The organism is Nocardioides sp. GCM10028917 (assembly GCF_042666175.1).
In the GTDB taxonomy this organism is placed as follows: Bacteria; Actinomycetota; Actinomycetes; order Propionibacteriales; family Nocardioidaceae; genus Nocardioides.
This window is the reverse complement of record NZ_JBHTFL010000013.1, coordinates 1-18,496: the sequence shown is the minus strand read 5'-3', so window position 1 is coordinate 18,496 and position 18,496 is coordinate 1. Positions and strand designations below refer to the sequence as shown.

Genomic DNA, 18,496 nt, shown 5'->3' with positions numbered 1-18,496 from the left:
CAATCCGGCGGTGACCTCCTCCGCTGACTGGCTCGCCGGCGCCCGACCGCGCACCCTCCCGGCCGCGGTCGCGCCCGTGCTCGCCGGCACCGGAGTGGCGGCGTACGTCGACGAGGTGGTGTGGTGGAAGGCCCTGCTCGCCCTGGCAGTCAGCCTCGCCCTGCAGGTCGGCGTCAACTACGCCAACGACTACTCCGACGGCGTCCGCGGCACCGACGCCGACCGCGTCGGCCCGATGCGGCTCGTCGGCTCCGGGACGGCGTCGCCGCGCGCCGTGAAGACCGCTGCCTTCGCCGCCTTCGGCGTGGCAGCCGCGGCCGGCCTGGTCCTCGCCGCCACCACCGCGTGGTGGCTCGTCGCGGTCGGCCTGGTGTGCGTGGTCGCCGCCTGGTTCTACACCGGCGGCGAGAAGCCCTACGGCTACCTCGGTCTCGGCGAGGTGATGGTCTTCGTCTTCTTCGGCCTGGTGGCGGTCATCGGCACCACGTACGTCCAGACCGAGACATGGGAGTGGCCGGCCCTCTACGCCGGGGTCGGTGTCGGAGCGCTCGCCTGCGCGATCCTCGTCGCCAACAACCTGCGTGACATCCCCACCGACACCGTCTCGGGCAAGCGGACGCTGGCGGTGCGGCTCGGCGACGAGCGCACCCGCTCCGTCTACGGCTTCCTCGTGCTCGTGGCCGCCGCTGCCGTGGTCGCCGTCGCCGCCGCGACCACGTGGTGGGCGCTCGTCGGCCTGGGCTTCCTGGCGCGCGCGCTGCCGCCCACCCGGGCCGTCCTGGGCGGCGCCACGGGCCCGGCCCTCATCCCCGTCCTGGCCGCCACGGGGGCCGCGGAGCTGATCTGGTCCGTCCTCGTCGCGGTGCCGCTGTTCCTGGTCCCGTGACGGGACCTCGTCCGCCTAGACCAACGAAAAACGCGTGGCCCGCACGCCGCGCGCTCACTAGCGTGGCCGGGTGGACTACGACTTCGCCATCCTCGACTTCTCCGACGAGTCCGACGAGGCGGTCGCCCGGCGCCGGGGCTGGATCGGCGCCGTCCTGCGGGGGTTCCGCGACCCCCGTCCCGAGGACGAGCTCATCGACCGGTGGGTCCGCCACTACCGCACCGACGAGGTCATCGTCCGCGGCGCCTGGCTGCCCGAGGGCGAGCTCGGCGCCGGGCCGATGCCGGTCGCGACGTACGCCAGCCTCGACAAGACGCTGAACGCCGGCAGGGGGCTGCTGCCGCTGCGGATGATCACCGACGTCACGACCAGCGCCGCCCACCGGCGTCGCGGCCTGCTGCGCCGGATGATCGAGGACGACCTCGACGACGCCGTGGCGAAGGGGATCCCGATCGCGGCGCTGACCGCGTCAGAGGCCACCATCTACGGCCGGTGGGGCTTCGGGCCGGCGACGTTCCGGCACGGCGTGGCCGTCGACACGACCACCGGCTTCGCGTTCCGGTCGTTCACCGACCCCGGCCGCGTCGAGCTCCTCGAGCCGGCCGACGCCTGGCCCCACGTGAAGGGGGTCTTCGACACCTTCCACGCCCGGCAGCGCGGGTCGGTCGCGTGGCCGGCGCCGTACGAGGACATGCACACCGGAGCCTTCGACTTCAGCGGCAGCGGCTCCCACCGCAAGATCCGCACCGCGCTCCACCTCGACGACGGACGCGTCGACGGCTTCGCGATCTTCAAGCACGAGGAGAAGGACACGGTGAAGGTCGACGAGATGGCGGCCCTCACGCCCCAGGCACAGCTCGGGCTGTGGTCGTTCCTGGCGTCGCTGGACCGGGTGAAGACCGTGACCTTCAACATCGCCCACCCCGACGACCCGCTGATGTGGGCGCTGAGCGACCTCAATCGCGTGAAGACCACCGAGCTCGAGGAGTTCCTCTGGCTGCGCGTCCTCGATGTCCCGCGAGCGCTCGAGGCCCGGCCCTGGGCGGCCGACGGGACGGTCGTGCTCGAGGTCGACGACCCGCAGGGGCACGCGGCCGGACGGTTCGCGGTGACCACCAGGGACGGCGTCGCGGCGGTCGCGCGGACCGACGACGAGGCGACCGTCCGGGTCGCGGCCGAGACCCTCGGCTCGCTCTACCTCGGCAACGTGCCGGTGCCGCAGCTGCGCAGGGCCGGGCGGGTCGACGGCGCGGACGACGACGTACGACGCTTCGCCGCGATGGCGGACCTGCGCGAGCCGGCCTACAACCTCACCGGGTTCTGAGGTCGAGGTCGGCGCCGAGGAGCGACCCCAAACGGGTCGCCTCGCCCGACAGCTCCGCCGACACCGGGACGTCGACCTCGAGCACGTCGGCGCGGACCCGCCACGTGCCGGCCACGACGCCGTCGACCAGCACGGGGTTGCCACCGCGGGTCATAGCGGTGCGCAGCCCGGCCGGCACGACCCAGGTGTCCTGGGTGCCCGGGCCCATCACCCAGTCGTCCTTGCCCGGCAGCAGCACCACCGTCCGCTCGGGCCGGGTGGTCCCGAGGTCGTCGACCCGGGACGCGAGGTGCCAGCGCGCCTCGCCCTCGACGTCGACCTCGACGAGGTCGCCCTCGACCTCGCGCCACCACCGCTGCAGCCGCTTCCGGCCGGCGCTCAGCCCTCCGCCGAGCCAGTGGTCGACGTGCTCCGGCGTGGTCGGGCCGTAGGCGTCGACGTACTCGAGGACGGCGCGCGGTCCCGCCTCCTCGAGGGCACGCCGGCCCACCCCGTGGCCAGCGTGGGGCTCTGCAGCTCCAGCGGTCCGGCGAGGTCGGGGCCGAGCACGATGTCACCCTGCCACGCGAAGGGCTTGAGGAAGGTGTGGTTGGGCTCCGCGAACTCCTTCGCCAGGTGGGCGAAGCGCGGGTGCCGCGCCAGCACGTCGGCGACGGCCCCCGGTGGCACCGGGCCGGACGCGACGACCTCGCGGACGACGGCCCGCAGGTCCGGCCAGTCGTCGGGGGCGAGCCGGTAGTGCTCGACCCAGCTCCTCAGCGCCCACTGCCGTCCCGCCGCCCGGAGCGCGAGATAGGTGCCCGCGGTCTCGGGCGCCATCACCTGCACGGACCCGCGGAACGAGAACGTCCGCACGAGTCGGCCGTCGGCGAGGGCCCGCTGCACCTCCCCCGGCTCCCCCGGCGTCGCGAGCCGACGGCGTACGGACAGGTCGGGGTCGGAGCCGAAGACGGACACCGCGGCCAGCGTCCGGACGACCTCGGTCGGGTCGGCAGCGCCCGCGAGCAGGTGCTGACGGCGCATCCGCCAGGCGAGCGCCTGGCTCCGCGTCACCTGCAGCGGCATCGGACCCCGGACCAGTCTCGCGTCAGGCTCGCGTCAGTCCCGGTCCTCGCGCGCCTTGCGCTCCTCGAACGCCGCAGACGCCCGGGACGCGCGCGCCTCGACGCGCCGCGCGAAGGCCTCGCGCTGCCGGTCGAGGATGAAGTAGGACGCGATGCCGGAGATCAGGAAGGCCAGGATCACGGCCCAGAAGAGGTTGTAGCGACCGTCGAAGAAGAGGGCCATCAGGCCCACGACGACACCGAACGACGCCACGAACAGCACGAGCCTCATGGCGGTGTAGACAACGAACTCCTTCACGACCCCAGCCTAGGTCGTGGCGACTACATTGGAGGAATGCTGAAGGTCCTGCTCGTCGTCGCCCTGATCGCGGTCGTCGTGTGGTTCCTCGTCAGGCTGACGCTGCGTCGCCTCGACGGAGGCGGACCGTCACGCCCGCGGGTGATCGGCCCCGACGACGACCCCGACTTCCTGCGCGGCCTCGACCGGCCCCGCAAGCCCGAGGACGACTGACACCTCCGGCGCGGCTCCCTCGGCGTAGGAGTGCTGGCTGCTGGAGCTGAAGAAGTTGATGCCGATGAAGTTGAACCACAGCGTCGCGGCACCGACCAGCGCCAGCACCGCCGCGTTGCGGCCGCGCCAGCCCGCGGTCGCGCGGGCGTGCAGGTAGGCGGCGTAGACCACCCAGGTGATGAAGGCCCACACCTCCTTGGGGTCCCAGTTCCAGTAGGCGCCCCACGCCTGGTGCGCCCAGATCGGTCCGGTGATGAGGACGGCGAAGGTCCACACCGGGAAGCCGAAGGCGTGCATCCGGTAGGAGAGCCGGTCGAGCACCTTGGGCTCGGGCACGCGGGCGAGGTAGCCGGTGGTCGCCGACGAGCGCGACTTGACGAGGTAGAGGCCCGAGAGGAGCGCGCCGATCGTGAAGGCACCGGTGGAGATCACCGCCGACACCACGTGGATCACCAGCCACGGCGAGTTGAGCGCGTCAGGCAGCGGCAGCACCGCGTCGTCGAGGCCGAGGAACGCCGCCATCAGCGCCGCCACGACGAACGTGGTGACGAGCGGCCCGAGCCACTCGATGTCGATGCGCAGCGTGGCGAGCACGAAGATCAGCGCGACCACGAAGGTGCCCGCGATCGTGAACTCGTACATGTTGCCCCACGGGACCCGGTTGGGGTCGGCGGCGAGACCGCGCGCGACGAGGGCCACGAAGTGCACGAGGACCGCGAACGCGGTCAGCACGAGCCCGAGACGGCCGGCCACCTCGGTGGGTCGGCTCCCACCGACGGGGTCGACATGGGCGCTGCTCGCGCTCCCGGGACTCGCGCCGACGGGGACGAGCTCGCCCTCCTTCGTCGCCGTTCGCAGGCTCGCGAGCTCGAAGAAGTAGGCCAGCATCGCGAGGAAGTAGAGCACCGCGGCGGCGATGACGCCCCGGTAGCTGAACACCTCCCACTGTAGGTCCGTCACGACTCGTCCTCCCTGGTGCTGGTCGTCCTGGTGCTGGTCGTCTTGGTGCGGGTCGGGTCCTGCAGCTCGGCCACGATTGCGGCGAGCTCGGCCTCGCCGTCCTCCGGGTCGCCGCCCGAGGATCGGTCCAGCCGGCCGAGCTCGACCAGCGTGGTGCCGTCGTCCTGCCGGCGCGCGCGGACCCACAGCCGCCGGGGCCGCACGAACAGCGAGCCCAGCAGGCCCAGCAGGGCGAGCACGACGCCGGTCAGGGCGACGAGCTTGCCCGGCGTGCGGCTGATCTGGATCTTGTTCCAGCGCTGCAGCCCCTCGAACGTCACCGACCCGAGGCCGTCGGGCAGGGTGGCGCTCTCGCCGGGGCGCAGGTCCATCCGGAACGGCTGGCCGTCGGCCTTCATGACCTGGGTGGCATTGGCCTTGTCGAGCACGTAGACCGAGGAGGCCGATCCGTCCTGGAGGCCGAGGTCGCCGGTCCACAGGCTCATCGAGATGAGCGGGTCGAGGGCGTCGCCCCAGACCGACGCCGGCATGGTGAGGTTGCCGTCGGCGTCCTCACCCATCGCGAAGGTCGGGTAGAAGGCGCCCTCGAGGCCGATCTGCTCCGGTCGGGCGAACGGCGCCTTGACGACGCCGAACGACTCGAAGGTCTGCGCGTTGGTCGGCAGGAACACCACCGGGCCGCTCTTGGTGACCTCGCCCTCGCCGTCGCGGATCGTGATGACGGGCGCGTAGCCGTGGCCGATGAGGAAGACGTCGGTGCCACCGATGGTGAGCGGGTGGTTGACCTTGAGGTCGTACGTCTCGGTGTCCCCGCCGGGCTCGGTCTCGTAGTCGAGGGAGGCGACGAACTCGCGGGCCATGCCGGCCCGCTTGCCCTCGGTGAGCCAGTCGACGTCGAAGTCGGTGATGCTGAAGGAGAACGGCTCCATCACGTCGGGGTCGAAGAGCGCGCCGGGGGCGAAGTCGTCGTACTGCGTCAGGTTGTTGGAGAAGCCGTAGTCGTCACCGTTGAGCAGGATGACGCCGCCCTTGTAGCCGAACAGGCTGCCCGCGGCCACGCCGACCAGCACGACGATCACGGCGACGTGGAAGACCAGGTTCCCGGCCTCGCGCAGGTGGCCGCGCTCGGCGGCGACCGCGTCGGAGCGGCCCTCGACGTAGTGGACGCGGAAGCGCCGCCCCTTCACCACGCGCGCGGCTCGGGCCAGGACGACGTCGGGGTCCTCGTCGGTCGTGTACGACGTGCTCTCCGGCAGGCGCGAGAGGTGGCGGGGTGCCTTCGGGGGCTTGGCGCGCAGGGCGCGGGCGTAGACGAAGAGCCGCGGGATGATGCACCCGACCAGCGAGATCATCAGGAGGATGTAGATCGCGGCGAACCACACCGAGCCGTAGACGTTGAACAGGTCGAGCCGGTCCCAGACCGGCGCGAGCCGCGGGTGGTTGTCGCGCCACTGGCTGACGGCGAGGGAGTCGATGTTGTCCTGCGGGATCACCGAGCCCGGGATCGACGCGAGCGCGAGCAGCAGGAGCAGCACCAGCGCCGTCCGCATCGACGTCACCTGGCGCCACGTCCACCGGGCCAGCTCGCGGGCCGTGAGGTCGTAGGGCAGCGCGGTGGCCTGGCGATCGTCGGACGGCCGCTGCTGGAGGTCGGTCACACCGGCACCGTGAATCCCTGGACCACCTGCAGCTGGAGCCACTGCACGATGCGGTCCCACCAGCCGGTGACGAGCAGGACGCCGACCAGGATCATCATCACGCCGCCGAGGCGTACGACGAGCAGCTGGTGGCGGCGCACCACGCCGAAGGCGCCCAGCATGCGTCGGTAGGCGAAGGCCGCGGCGATGAACGGCAGCCCGAGGCCGAGCGCGAAGACCGCCGAGAGCAGCGCGCCTCGACCGGCCGTCGCCTCGTTGACCGACAGCACGTTGATGGCCGCCAGGGTGGGCCCGACGCAGGGCGTCCAGCCGACACCGAAGAGGAAGCCGAGCAGCGGCGCCGCCGCGAGCCCGACGGCGGGCACCCGGTGGATGCGCCAGTCGCGCTGCAGGAAGCCGAACGCGCCGAGGAACGCGATGCCGAGCAGGATCGTGATCACGCCGAGGACGACGTTGAGCTGGCGCGTGTGGGTGAACAGCCACGCCCCGGCCGCTCCGGTGAGGCTGCCGAGCAGCACGAAGACGACCGAGAAGCCGAGCACGAAGAGCGTCGCGCCGAGCACCATCCGGCCGCGGCGCGCCTGGTCGAGGTCTCCCCCGGAGATGCCGGTCGCGTAGGACAGGTAGCCCGGCAGCAGCGGGATCACGCAGGGGCTGAAGAACGAGATCAGGCCGGCGGCGAGGGCCACCGGGAGTGCCAGCACCATCGACCCGGACAGCGCCGTCTCCTGGAACCAGTCACTCATCGCGGACCGCCTCGACGAGCGAGACCAGCGTCTGCGTGGTCGGGATCCGGCCGTTGACCGACGCCGCGACGCGGCCCTCGGCGTCGAGGACGACCGTGCTCGGGATGGACCGCGGCGTCAGCGTGCCGGCGAACGGCAGGAGCGCCGAGCCGTCAGCGGAGTAGATCGAGGAGTAGGTCACCTCGAGGTCGCGGACGTACGCCGCTGCGTCGTCCTGGGAGGCGTCACGGATGTTGAGGCCGAGGAACTGCACGTCGCCGCCGAGCGCGGCGGCCGCCGCGTTGAGGTCGGGCTGTTCCTTGATGCACGGCGGGCACCACGACGCCCACACGTTGACGACCACCGGCTCGCCGCGCAGGTCGGCGAGGTCGACGTCGCCGCCCTCGAGGTCGGTGCCGGTGAGGTCGACGGGCTCGCCGCGGTCGGCCGGCGCCACCTCCGTCGGGACGCCGGTCCCCGAGATGTAGCCCTTGTCGCCGGTCCCGGACAGGCCGGAGCAACCCGCGAGCGCGAGCAGGCAGGCGAGGCCCACGAAGGGGCCGAGGAGCAGGCGGGCGAGCTTCAGGGCCGGTCCTCCCGCGGGGCACCGCCGGCGGAGAACGGGGCGGAGCGGTCGGCCACCGGGATGAGGTCGCCGGCCGGCTCGGAGTAGCGGACCTGGGTCACGCGGTCGTCGTCGAAGACGACGCTCGTCAGCGAGCAGAGCGTGCACTGACGGGTCTTGGGGTGGTGGAGGTAGCTGCGCTTCTCCAGGAACAGCCGCGTCGTCCAGATCGGCAGCTGGTGGGACACCACGACGGCCTCGTGGCCGGCCGCGGACTCGCGAGCGTCGTGGACCGCCGCCATCATCCGGCCGGCGATCTCGTCGTACGGCTCGCCCCACGACGGCTTGAAGGGGTTGTACATGTGGCGCAGCAGGTCGGGGCGCTTGAGGAACGTCTTCGCCCCGCCGCCGAAGTTGACGCCCTGGAACTTGTTGCCCGACTCGATCACCCGCGGGTCGACCTGCGGCGTGATCGCGAGCCGGGCCGCCAGCGGCGCGAGGGTCTCCTGCGCGCGCTCGAGCGGCGACGTACGGAGGTGGACGATGTCGCGGTCGCCGATCGTCGCCGCGATCCGCTGCGCCATCTGGTGGCCGAGGTCGGACAGGTGGAACCCGTCCATCCGGCCGTAGAGGACGCCGCCGGGGTTGTGGACCTCACCGTGCCGGAGCAGGTGGACGACGGTCTGGACTCCCATGTCAGTAACCTCCCGCCGCAGCGGCCGCTGACGCGGCGGCCGGCAGTGCGTCGATGATGGTGGAGATGGCGCGGTCGTCGTGCGCCGAGGAGACGAACCACGCCTCGTACGCCGACGGGGGCAGGTAGACGCCCTGGTCGAGCATCGAGTGGAAGAACGCGGCGTAGGCCCCAATGTCCTGCTGGCTCGCCTGGGCGAAGTCGCGCACCGCCCCGTCGCGGAAGAACACCGAGAACATGGTGCCGGCGGTCTGGACGACGTGCGGGACGCCTGCGGCCCGGAGGTGCTCGGCGGCGGCGGCGCGGATGGTGTGCGCCGTGGCGTCGAGCTGCGTGTAGACCTCGGGCGTCGCGAGGCGGAGGGTGGCGAGCCCCGCCGTCGTGGCGACGGGGTTCCCCGAGAGCGTGCCGGCCTGGTAGACGGGTCCCTCGGGCGCGAGGTGGGCCATGAGGTCGGCTCGACCGCCGAAGGCCGCCGCCGGGAACCCGCCGCCCATCACCTTGCCGAAGGTCATCAGGTCGGGCGTCCAGCCCTCGACCGCACCGTCGAGGCCCCACCCGCCCTGCTCGGTCGCGCGGAAGCCGGTCATCACCTCGTCGCTGATGAACAGCGCGCCGTGGGCGCGGCAGGTCTCGGCCAGGAAGGCGTTGAAGCCGGGCGCCGGCGGCACGACGCCCATGTTGCCCGGCGAGGCCTCGGTGATCAGGCACGCGATGCGCGGCCCGTGGGCCTCGAAGGCGGCCGCCACGGCGGCGCGGTCGTTGTAGGGCAGGACGAGCGTCTCGGCCGCGGCGGTCGCGGGCACGCCGCTGGTGCCGGGCACCGCCAGCGTCGCGACGCCCGAGCCGGCCTCGGCGAGCAGCGGGTCGACGTGGCCGTGGTAGCAGCCGGCGAACTTCACGACGAGGTCACGGCCGGTCGCGCCGCGCGCCAGCCGGATCGCCGACATGGTGGCCTCGGTGCCGGAGGAGACGAAGCGGACCCGCTCCACCGGCGTGCGGCGCACGATCTCCTCGGCCAGCTCGACCTCGGGCTCCGTCGGGGTGCCGTAGGACGTGCCGCGGGCCACCGCGCCGGCCACGGCCGCCTGCACGTCGGGGTGCGCGTGGCCGAGCAGCATCGGACCCCACGAGCAGATCAGGTCGACGTAGTCGTTGCCGTCGGCGTCGGTGAGCCAGGCCCCCGAGGCCGAGGTGATGAAGCGCGGCGTACCGCCGACCGCGGTGAAGGCCCGCACGGGCGAGTTCACGCCCCCGGGCGTCACGGCCCGGGCACGCTCGAACCAGGCCTCGCTGGCCGCGGTCGTCGAGTGGATGGTCGCGGAGGTCACCGGGTCATTGTCACGCAGGAGTGCAAGGGATCCCCAGTCGGTGCGCGCACAGGTCCCCCGGTTGTGGGTTGGCGCACAGCCGACGCGCGCGTAACTTGAGGTGACGAATCGTCGTTGACGAGGTGTGGACGTGCCCGGAGGGGGTACGAGGACTCCAGTCCGACCACGGGACGACCAAGGGGAGTGCGCACGACATGTCGAGTTCCACCCGACTGCACCGAGCGATCGCCATCATCCCGCTGGCGGTGCTGTCCGCCGCGTGGACCGCCAACCTCGCAGGCGTGGGCGTCGACGCGGCGAGCGCCGACCCCGACGGCTCGCAGACCCTCCCCGACGGCACCGTCCTGCCGACCGCCGCGATCGAGGCTCCGGCCAGCGTGGGCGACGCGGTGACCCGGGCCGCCGCGCTCACCCCCGGCACCGCCAGCGACATCCCGCAGGCCGCCCTGTCGGCCTACCAGCGCGCCGAGGCCGTGATCAACGAGGCCGACAAGGGCTGCAACCTGCCGTGGGAGCTGGTCGCCGCGATCGGCCGGGTCGAGTCCGACCACGGCCGCTTCGGGGGCAACGCACTCGACGACCGCGGCGTCGCCCGCCCCGGCATCTTCGGCATCGCGCTCAACGGCAAGCACGACACGCAGCGGATCCTCGACACCGATGCCGGGCAGTACGACGACGACACCCGCTTCGACCGGGCCGTGGGGCCGATGCAGTTCATCCCCTCGACGTGGTCGGTCGTCGGGGTCGACGGCGACAACGACGGGACCCGCGACCCGCAGGACATCGACGACGCGGCCCTCGCGACGGCCGTCTACCTCTGCTCCGGCGAGGACGACCTGTCGTCCGAGAAGGGCCAGCGGGCCTCGGTCTACCGCTACAACCACTCCAACGCCTACGTCGACCTGGTGCTCGAGATCATGCAGGCCTACCTGGACGGCGACTTCAGCGCCGTGCCGACCTCGACCCTCACCTCCGGTGTGATCGTCCCCGACCCCACCGCGTCGACCGGCGGCAACGGCGGCCAGGGCGGCAACGGCGGCGGCAAGGGCGGCAACGGCGGGAACGGCGGGAACGGCGGGAACGGCGACGACGGGGACAACGACGACGACTCCTCCCCCACCAAGGACCCGAGCCCCACGCAGACCCCGACCCAGAGCCCGACGCAGACGCAGAGCCCCACCCCCACCCAGGACCCGACCCAGTCGGCGACCCAGGACCCCACCAAGGACCCGACCAAGGACCCGACGGTCGTGCCCACCGTCGACCCGACGACCCCGCTGCCGACGCTCACCCCGTTGCCGCCGCTCCCGAGCAACACCATCACCGCCACCCTGACCTGGGCCGAGGCCCAGGCTCAGTGCCTGGCCAGCGGGATCTCCGCGCTCGACCTGCCGGCGCTCAACGCCTGCATCGCCAACCTGATGAACCCGTGATGAACCCCTGACGGGGATCAGGCGCGGAGCAGGCGGGCGGCCTCGGAGGCCCAGTAGGTCAGGATGACGTCGGCGCCGGCACGGCGGATCGAGGTCAGGGTCTCCATGATGGCGGCCTCGCGGTCGATCCAGCCGTTGGCCGCAGCGGCCTCGAGCATGGCGTACTCGCCGGAGACGTTGTAGGCGGCGACCGGGACGTCGACCGCGTCGCGCACGCGGCGTACGACGTCGAGGTAGGGCAGGGCCGGCTTCACCATGACGAGGTCGGCGCCCTCGGCGACGTCGAGGAGCACCTCCCGGACGCCCTCGAGGGCGTTGGCGGGGTCCTGCTGGTAGGTGCGGCGGTCACCGACGAGCGAGGAGTCGACGGCCTCGCGGAAGGGGCCGAAGAAGGCGGAGGCGTACTTCGCGGAGTAGGCCAGCACGGACACGTGGCTGTGCCCGGCGGCATCGAGCGCCTTGCGGACCACGGCGACCTGGCCGTCCATCATCCCGCTGGGTCCGACCATGTCGACGCCGGCCGCGGCCTGCGCGAGGGCCATCTCGGCGTACGCCGCCAGCGTCTGGTCGTTGTCGACCTCGCCGTCGGGCGTGAGCAGCCCGCAGTGGCCGTGGTCGGTGAACTCGTCGAGGCACAGGTCCGACATCACCGTGAGCTGGTCGCCCACCTCGGCGACGACGTCGGTGATGGCGAGGTTGAGCACGCCGGCCGGGTCGAGCGCGCCGGAGCCCGTGGCGTCCTTGTGCTCGGGGATGCCGAAGAGCATCACCCCGCCGAGGCCGAGCTCGGCCGCCTCGGCGACCGCCCGCTTGAGCGAGTCACGGGAGTGCTGGACGACACCCGGCATCGAGGAGATCGGGTGCGGGTCGGCGAGGCCCTCGCGGACGAACACCGGCAGGACCAGCGAGCTCGGCACCACGTGGGTCTCGGCGACCATGCGGCGCAGCGCGGGGGTGCGCCGCAGCCGCCGGGGTCGGATGGTCGGGCCCTGGACGTGCGTCTCCTCGGTCACTTCTCCATCCTTCCCCAGCGGCGGGTGCAGCAGCGGCTGCGGGCTACTTGGCGCGGGCCTTGCGGCGACCCGACGCGGTGCGCTCGCTCGGGCGCGTGACCGGCTCGCCGGCCTCGAGCATCGAGAGGCGGCGTGCCGCGCCGAAGTCGGCGAGGGCGTCGACGAGGACCTCGACGTCGGGCGTCGGGGCCAGGACGTCGACCCGCAGGCCGTGCTCCTCGGCGGTCTTGGCCGTCTGCGGGCCGATCACCGCGATGATCGTCGACGGGTGCGGCTTGCCGGCGATGCCGACGAGGTTGCGGACCGTCGAGGACGACGTGAAGACGACCGCGTCGAACTTGCCGGTCTTGATGGCGTCGCGGACCGGCGCCGGCGGCGGCGTGGCCCGCACGGTGCGGTAGGCGGTGACGTCGTCGCACTCCCAGCCGAGGTCGACCAGGCCGGCGACGAGGTTCTCCGTCGCGATGTCGGCGCGGGGCAGGAAGACCCGGTTGATCGGGTCGAGCACCTCGTCGTAGGGCGGCCACTCCTCGAGCAGGCCGGCGGCGGACTGCTCGCCGGACGGGACGAGATCCGCACGCAGGCCCCAGTCGGCGATCGCCTGGGCGGTCTTGTCGCCCACCGCGGCGATCTTCAGGCCGGAGAACGCGCGTGCGTCGAGGCCGTACTCCTCGAACTTCTCGCGCACGGCCTTGACCGCGTTGACCGAGGTGAAGGCGATCCACTCGTAGCGGCCCTCGACGAGGCCGCGGACGGCCTTGTCCATCTGGAGCGGGTTGCGCGGCGGCTCGACCGAGATGGTCGGCACCTCCTCGGGCACGGCGCCGTACGCGCGCAGGCGACGTGACAGCGAGCCGGCCTGCTCCTTGGTGCGGGGCACCAGCGCACGCCAGCCGAACAGCGGCTTGGTCTCGAACCACGACAGCGTCTGGCGCAGGTCGACGACGTCACCGATGACGGTGATCGCCGGCGGCGCGATGCGCGCGGCGCGGGCGTCGGCCGCGATGTCGGCCAGCGTGGAGACGAGCGTCTGCTGCTCGGTCGTGGTCCCGACCCGGGTCATCGCGACCGGCGTCGCGGGCGAGCGGCCGGCCTCGACGAGCGCTGCGGCGGTCTCGCCGATGCTGCCGACGCCGGAGAGCAGGACCAGCGTGCGGTCGTCCGCGTAGACGCTCCAGTCGACCTTCTCGCCGCAGGTGACGACGGCCATCTCCTTGTGGCGCTTGGTGGTCAGCGGGATGCCGGCGTAGGCCGGGACCGCGCTGACGGACGAGACGCCGGGGACGACGTCGAAGCCGACGCCGGCCTTGACGCAGGCCTGCGCCTCCTCGGGTCCCGAGGCGTAGAGGAACGGGTCGCCGGTCATCAGCCGGACGACACGCTGCTTCTTGCCGTGGCGTACGACGACCTTGGCGCGGGCCGCGTGGGTCAGGGGCTGGCCGTCCTCGCCGAAGCCGCCGTCGACGATCTCCGGGCCGCCCTCGAGGCCGTCGGGGCCCTCGACGAGGCCGAGGACCTGGCGGACCAGCTCGACGTGCTCGGGAGCCTCGGTCACGATCACCTCGGCACCCTGGAGGAGCTCCACGGCTCGCACCGTCAGCAGGCCCGGGTCACCGGGTCCACTGCCGACGAACGACACCCAGCCCTGGGCGGGGGTGGGCGCGGTGCTGGCCTGCGGGGTCTGTACTCGCGTCATGCGTGCTGATTCCTCACTGGTGGTGCTTCCATCAGGTCTGCTGCTCCCTCGTCGAGCATGTCGCTCGCGAGGCGTGTACCGATCTGTGCGGCCTCGGCGACGGGGCCGGTGGTGCTCATCCGCACGGACAGGCCTCCGTCCTCGGAGAGGACCACGGCTCGCAGCCACAGCTCCTCGCCGTCCTCCCCCTCGACGACCTCGGCCAGGGCACCCAACGGGGCCGAGCAGCCGGCCTCGAGGGTGGACAGGACCGCGCGCTCGGCCGTGACCGCGGCGCGGGTGGCGGGGTCGTCGAGCCGGGCCAGCGCCGCCACCAGGTCGGTGTCGTCGGAGCGGCACTCGATGGCGAGGGCGCCCTGGCCGGGCGCCGGCAGCATCTGGAGGGGGTCGAGGACCTCGGTCACCTCGTCGAGGCGGCCGAGGCGGGCGAGCCCCGCCCGGGCGAGGACGATCGCGTCGACCTCGCCGCTGCGGACCTTGCCGATGCGAGTGTCGACGTTGCCGCGGATGCCCTGGAGCTCCAGGCCGAGGCCGAGGGCCGCGAGCTGGCTGACGCGGCGCGGTGAGCCGGTGCCGAGCCGGCTGCCCACGGGCAGCCCGCCCAGCGTCAGGCCGTCGCGGGCCACGACCACGTCGCGCGGGTCCTCGCGCACCGGCACCGCGGCCAGCGCGATGCCGTCGGCGGGCGTGGTGGGCAGGTCCTTGAGGGAGTGGACGGCGAAGTCGACGTGGCCGTCGAGAAGCGCGTCGCGCAGGGCGCTGACGAAGACCCCGGTGCCGCCCAGCTGGGCGAGCGGGGCGGCGCTGCGGTCGCCCTCGGTCGAGACCTCGACGAGCTCGACCTCACGGCCGAGGTGCGCCTCGACCAGCCCGGCCACGAGCCCGGACTGGGTGGTGGCGAGGGCCGAGGCGCGGGTGCCGAGGCGGAGCGGGCGGGAGTCGGTCGTGCTCATGGCTGCCCCTCCGCTCGCGAGATGGCGTCGACCGCGTCGGGGTCGAGCCGGAAGAGCTCGGCCAGCGCGGCGGTGTAGGACACGGCGGGCTCGGCGTCGGCCAGCTCCTTGACCCGGACGGTCGGCTCGTGGAGGAGCTTGTCGGCGACCCGGCGCACGGTGTGGAGGACCTCGGCACGCGTGGCGTCGTCGAGGCCCGGCAGGCGCGCGGACAGTCGCTCCATCTCGGCGTCGACCACCGCGGTGGCCATCGAGCGCAGGGCGACGACGGTCGGCGTCACGCTCGCCTGGCGTCGTACGGCGAGGAACGCGCTGATCTCCTGGCCGACGATGGTGCGTACGTCGTCGACGCCGGCGGTGGCCTCGAGGCCGCGCAGCTCGTCGGCGAGGCCGGCGAGGTTGATCAGCTCGACGCCCGGCAGGCCGGCCAGCGACGGGTCGACGTCGTGCGGCAGCGCCAGGTCGATGACCGTCAGCGGCCGGTCGCTGCTGCCGCGCGCGGTGACCACGTCGGCGAGGCGGACCAGCGGCTCGGGCGCGCCGGTGCAGGAGATGACGATGTCGGCCGTGGCGAGCTCGTCGGTGAGCGACTCGAGCGGCAACGAGGTGGCGGCGTACTCCTCGGCGAGCCGCTCGGCGCGGGCGGCGGAGCGGTTGAGCACCGAGATGCTGGCGGCCCCGCTGCGCGACAGGTGGGCGACCGCGAGGGAGGCCATCGCACCGGCACCGATCACGACCGCCTTCGCGCCGGCGACGGGCACCGCGCTGCGCTCGAGGGCGGCGGTGACCAGCGACGGGGCAGCGCGGTCGATGTCGGTCTCGGCGTGCGCCCGCTTGCCGACGCGGAGAGCCTGCTGGAAGAGGGTGTTGAGGGCCGGGCCGACGGTGCCGTGCTCCTGGCCGACGCGGAGCGCCTCGCGCGTCTGGCCGAGGATCTGGCCCTCGCCCACCACCATCGAGTCGAGGCCGGCGGCCACCTGGAAGAGGTGGGAGACGGCGCCCTCGTCGTAGTGGACGTAGAGGTGGGGCAGCAGCGCCTCGGTGGTCTCCTCGGCGCGCGCGACGAGGAGACCGGACAGGTCCTCCACGCTGCCGTGGAAGCGGTCGACCTCGGCGTAGACCTCGAGGCGGTTGCAGGTCACGATCGCGGTCGCCTCGGAGACGTGCTCACCACCCATCACGTCCTGGATGAGCTTGGTGGCGCCGTCACCGTCGAGCGCGAGCTTCTCGAGCAGCTCGACGGGAGCGGACTTGTGGGAGATGCCGACGACGAGGACGCTCACGACACGACCTCCGATCCGGGAGCGATCGACTTGCGCTGCTCGTGGTAGGCGAGGATCTGCAGCTCGATGGAGAGGTCCACCTTCCGTACGTCGACGCCCGCTGGCACCGTCAGGACGGTCGGGGCGAAGTTGAGGATGCTGGTGATGCCGGCGGCGACCATGCGGTCGGCGACGGACTGAGCGGCCACGGCCGGCGTCGCGATCACGCCGATGGACACGGCGTCCCCGGCGACGATCGACTCGAGGTCCTCGAAGGAGCGGACGTCGAGCCCGGCAACCACCTCGTCGTGGCGGTCGGGGTCGGCGTCGAGGAGCGCGACGACCCGGAACCCGCGGCTGCGGAAGCCGGAGTAGTTGGCGAGCGCGTGACCGAGGTTCCCAATCCCGACGATGACGACCGGCCAGTCCTGCGTCACGCCGATCTCGCGGGCGATCTGGTAGCGGAGGTACTCCACGTCGTAGCCCACGCCGCGGGTGCCGTAGCTGCCGAGGTAGGACAGGTCCTTGCGGAGCTTGGCGCTGTTGACGCCGGCCGACGCGGCGAGCTCCTCGCTGGAGCAGGTCGTAGTGCCGTCCTCCGCGAGGCCCGTCAGGGCACGGAGGTACACGGGAAGCCTGGCGACGGTCGCCTCGGGAATGTCCCGGGCTGAGTCGGGGGTCCGTGCGGTCACAGCGCTGCTTCTTTCCAGTCCGCGAATCTCGCGTGACTTCGCCACTGTAGGAGTTTGTGAACGGGAGAACAAAACGACGGAACGGGCGGCTAGCACATGTGAGAAGACCCACCCGAAGCGGGGGTCTCCCGACTTGCGCGAAGGGTGCCGAACGCCTAATGGAGCCGGTCCGCGCCGCCGGTCGCGACAGGTCCGCTCGGTGGTCCGGGGAGGGATGGTGGCTTGCCCTCGTCGCTGGTCGAGGAGGGACGGAGTCCCGTCACGAGACCCACCCGCGTCGACGGAGATGAATCGAGCCTCGGCTCTGACTCGAAGTTCGCTCGCGCCATGTACGAGCAAAGTAGAAGTCAGCGCTCGGCGGCCGCAGGTTGAGGAGGGACGAAGTCCCGTCACGAAACCCGCCACGCGCTGGTTGAGGAGGGACGAAGTCCCGTCACGAAACCCGCCACGCGCTGGTTGAGGAGGGACGAAGTCCCGTCACGAAACCACTCTGAGAAAGGGTGGCCGGCAACCGTCCACAGCCATGCGGACTCGATGCTCGATGTCGGTGGCCGCCGATAGAATCGAACACATGATCGAGACGCTCGCAGGACTGGGAGCAGGCGAGGTCGACGACCTCACCGCTAGCGACCTGCTCTCGCTCGCTAAGGCTCAGAAGGCGGCCGAGGACCGCGCTGCCGCACAGCTTCTCGTCAGCGCAGCCCGGTGGGCCGACCTGCACCCGCCGGAGTCGATCCATGATGCGGCTGCGTTCGGGGTCCCTGGCTGTGAGCACGAGGAGCCCATTGCGGGCGAGGGGGCGCCGCTGGTCGCGGAGTTCTGCCTCGCCGAGCTCGGCACCGTCCTCGGCATCTCGACGACCGCGGCGAAGAAGCTCGTCGGCCACGCCCTCGAGCTCCGCCACCGCCTCCCACGCCTGTGGGCACACGTCCAGGCCGGCCGTGTGCCGGCGTGGCGAGCGCGCGCGGTCGCCGAGGTCACCATCCACTCGACCCCGGCGCTGACGGTCGAGGCCGCGGCGTTCGTCGACGCGCAGGTCGCCGCGGTCGCCGGTCGGATCGGTGCGGCGCAGCTGGACCGACTCGTCGCCGAGACCATCAAGCGCTACGACCTCGCCGGATGTGATCCGGCCGCGGATCCGGAGGACGGCTACCTCCACGTCGACCCGCGCCACGCCACCCTCCACGACGACGACGTGCACTACGCCGGCACGATGCGCTTCGAGGCCGAGCTGTACATCGCCGACGCCCTCGACCTCGACCGCGCCCTGGTCCACGGTGCCGCCACCCTGAAGGCACTCGGCTCGAATGCGCCCCTCGACGCGCGCCGTTCCGCTGCTCTCGGCGACCTCGCTCGCAGCCAGACAGCGCTCGACCTCCACACCCAGGGCGCCACCGGCGTCCGCGACGCGGACGGCTTGCCCGCCGCCCGCGAGGTCGTGCTCCACGCCCACTTCGACGCGTCCCTCGACGGACTTGCCACCGTGTTCAGTCCGACCGGACGGATGGAGGAAGGCCAGCGCCTGCTCCTCCTCGACCAGGTCAAGGACTGGTGCTCCGACTCCCGCACCAAGGTCACCGTGAAGCCGGTGATCGACCTCAACGCCGACCTGTCGACCCCGGCGTACGAGGTGCCCGACCGGATCCGCGAGCAAGTGATCCTCAGGGATCGCAGGCGGAATCTAGGTAGTCACGCAACACCGGATGTGTTCGTGGTCTGGGACAGTATC

The 18,496-nt window shown here is 72.4% G+C and carries 17 protein-coding genes and 1 pseudogene; 5 read left to right on the top strand and 13 right to left on the bottom strand.

Annotation, left to right across the window (positions count from 1 at the left end):
• The first annotated feature begins 10 nt into the window (after positions 1–10).
• Both ACFQW6_RS20205 and ACFQW6_RS20200 read left to right on the top strand, forming a co-directional pair.
• Complete coding sequence (locus tag ACFQW6_RS20205) at positions 11–886, top strand: 1,4-dihydroxy-2-naphthoate polyprenyltransferase (RefSeq protein ID WP_378549802.1); 876 nt, start codon at positions 11–13, stop codon at positions 884–886.
• A gap of 70 nt (positions 887–956) precedes the next feature.
• Positions 957–2,210 (top strand): GNAT family N-acetyltransferase, encoded by a 1,254-nt coding sequence (locus ACFQW6_RS20200; RefSeq protein WP_378549799.1) that lies wholly within the window; start codon positions 957–959, stop codon positions 2,208–2,210.
• Here the strand turns inward: ACFQW6_RS20200 and ACFQW6_RS20195 are convergent.
• A pseudogene (locus ACFQW6_RS20195) lies at positions 2,197–3,233 on the bottom strand (DNA glycosylase AlkZ-like family protein). The gene ACFQW6_RS20200 and the pseudogene ACFQW6_RS20195 sit on opposite strands and share 14 nt — an antisense overlap.
• Before the next feature lie 75 nt (positions 3,234–3,308).
• Complete coding sequence (locus tag ACFQW6_RS20190; protein ID WP_378549796.1) at positions 3,309–3,572, bottom strand: DUF4229 domain-containing protein; 264 nt, start codon at positions 3,570–3,572, stop codon at positions 3,309–3,311.
• Between the two features lie 36 nt (positions 3,573–3,608).
• Here ACFQW6_RS20190 and ACFQW6_RS20185 point away from each other — a divergent pair, with 36 nt between their 5' ends.
• Positions 3,609–3,785, top strand: coding sequence for a hypothetical protein (locus ACFQW6_RS20185; protein ID WP_378549793.1), 177 nt, complete (start codon positions 3,609–3,611; stop codon positions 3,783–3,785).
• Here the strand turns inward: ACFQW6_RS20185 and ccsB are convergent.
• From ccsB to hemL, 6 genes are read right to left on the bottom strand one after another with little or no spacing between them, the layout of a single operon-like run.
• Positions 3,702–4,745, bottom strand: a complete 1,044-nt coding sequence (gene ccsB / locus ACFQW6_RS20180) for a c-type cytochrome biogenesis protein CcsB (RefSeq protein WP_378549790.1) — start codon at positions 4,743–4,745, stop codon at positions 3,702–3,704. The genes ACFQW6_RS20185 and ccsB overlap by 84 nt on opposite strands.
• Entirely contained in the window at positions 4,742–6,403 is a 1,662-nt protein-coding gene (locus ACFQW6_RS20175; protein ID WP_378549787.1) for a cytochrome c biogenesis protein ResB, read from the bottom strand. Before ACFQW6_RS20175 ends, ccsB begins: the two co-directional genes overlap by 4 nt.
• Positions 6,400–7,149 (bottom strand): cytochrome c biogenesis CcdA family protein, encoded by a 750-nt coding sequence (locus ACFQW6_RS20170; protein WP_378549784.1) that lies wholly within the window; start codon positions 7,147–7,149, stop codon positions 6,400–6,402. The genes ACFQW6_RS20175 and ACFQW6_RS20170 overlap by 4 nt, the downstream gene beginning before the upstream one ends.
• Positions 7,142–7,681 carry a TlpA family protein disulfide reductase gene (locus ACFQW6_RS20165; protein ID WP_378549781.1) on the bottom strand — a complete coding sequence of 180 codons (540 nt, stop codon included), beginning with the start codon at positions 7,679–7,681 and terminating at the stop codon, positions 7,142–7,144. Before ACFQW6_RS20165 ends, ACFQW6_RS20170 begins: the two co-directional genes overlap by 8 nt.
• Before the next feature lie 29 nt (positions 7,682–7,710).
• A complete protein-coding gene (locus tag ACFQW6_RS20160) occupies positions 7,711–8,388 on the bottom strand; it encodes a histidine phosphatase family protein (RefSeq protein ID WP_378549778.1) in 678 nt (225 codons plus the stop codon).
• Between the two features lies 1 nt (position 8,389).
• Entirely contained in the window at positions 8,390–9,718 is a 1,329-nt protein-coding gene (gene hemL, locus ACFQW6_RS20155; RefSeq protein ID WP_378549776.1) for a glutamate-1-semialdehyde 2,1-aminomutase, read from the bottom strand.
• 194 nt (positions 9,719–9,912) lie between these two features.
• On the opposite strand from hemL, the gene ACFQW6_RS20150 reads away from it, so the two are divergent.
• Positions 9,913–11,151, top strand: a complete 1,239-nt coding sequence (locus ACFQW6_RS20150) for a lytic murein transglycosylase (protein ID WP_378549773.1) — start codon at positions 9,913–9,915, stop codon at positions 11,149–11,151.
• A 17-nt stretch (positions 11,152–11,168) separates the two neighbouring features.
• On the opposite strand, the gene hemB is transcribed toward ACFQW6_RS20150, so the two are convergent.
• Genes hemB through ACFQW6_RS20125 form a run of 5 tightly spaced genes read right to left on the bottom strand, consistent with a single transcriptional unit; the run spans position 11,169 to position 16,767 of the window.
• Positions 11,169–12,164 carry a porphobilinogen synthase gene (gene hemB / locus ACFQW6_RS20145; RefSeq protein ID WP_378549770.1) on the bottom strand — a complete coding sequence of 332 codons (996 nt, stop codon included), beginning with the start codon at positions 12,162–12,164 and terminating at the stop codon, positions 11,169–11,171.
• Between the two features lie 43 nt (positions 12,165–12,207).
• Positions 12,208–13,860: a uroporphyrinogen-III synthase gene (locus ACFQW6_RS20140; protein ID WP_378549767.1), complete on the bottom strand. Its 1,653-nt coding sequence runs from the start codon at positions 13,858–13,860 to the stop codon at positions 12,208–12,210.
• Positions 13,857–14,813, bottom strand: a complete 957-nt coding sequence (gene hemC, locus ACFQW6_RS20135; RefSeq protein WP_378549764.1) for a hydroxymethylbilane synthase — start codon at positions 14,811–14,813, stop codon at positions 13,857–13,859. Before hemC ends, ACFQW6_RS20140 begins: the two co-directional genes overlap by 4 nt.
• Positions 14,810–16,096, bottom strand: a complete 1,287-nt coding sequence (locus tag ACFQW6_RS20130) for a glutamyl-tRNA reductase (protein ID WP_378549761.1) — start codon at positions 16,094–16,096, stop codon at positions 14,810–14,812. Before ACFQW6_RS20130 ends, hemC begins: the two co-directional genes overlap by 4 nt.
• The gene (locus ACFQW6_RS20125) at positions 16,093–16,767 is read right to left on the bottom strand and encodes a redox-sensing transcriptional repressor Rex (protein WP_378549758.1); all 675 of its coding nucleotides are present in this window, start codon (positions 16,765–16,767) and stop codon (positions 16,093–16,095) included. Before ACFQW6_RS20125 ends, ACFQW6_RS20130 begins: the two co-directional genes overlap by 4 nt.
• Before the next feature lie 571 nt (positions 16,768–17,338).
• Here ACFQW6_RS20125 and ACFQW6_RS20120 point away from each other — a divergent pair.
• Positions 17,339–18,496 (top strand): hypothetical protein (locus ACFQW6_RS20120; protein WP_378549755.1); only part of this gene is annotated, 1,158 nt, incomplete at its 3' end.

Bases quoted from the DNA above. Each gene is read 5' to 3' on its own strand.
- ACFQW6_RS20185 (WP_378549793.1), top strand. From the start codon at position 3,609: ATGCTGAAGGTCCTGCTCGTCGTCGCCCTGATCGCGGTCGTCGTGTGG.
- ACFQW6_RS20170 (WP_378549784.1), bottom strand. From the start codon at position 7,149: ATGAGTGACTGGTTCCAGGAGACGGCGCTGTCCGGGTCGATGGTGCTG.
- ACFQW6_RS20160 (WP_378549778.1), bottom strand. From the start codon at position 8,388: ATGGGAGTCCAGACCGTCGTCCACCTGCTCCGGCACGGTGAGGTCCAC.
- ACFQW6_RS20150 (WP_378549773.1), top strand. From the start codon at position 9,913: ATGTCGAGTTCCACCCGACTGCACCGAGCGATCGCCATCATCCCGCTG.
- ACFQW6_RS20140 (WP_378549767.1), bottom strand. From the start codon at position 13,860: ATGACGCGAGTACAGACCCCGCAGGCCAGCACCGCGCCCACCCCCGCC.
- hemC (WP_378549764.1), bottom strand. From the start codon at position 14,813: ATGAGCACGACCGACTCCCGCCCGCTCCGCCTCGGCACCCGCGCCTCG.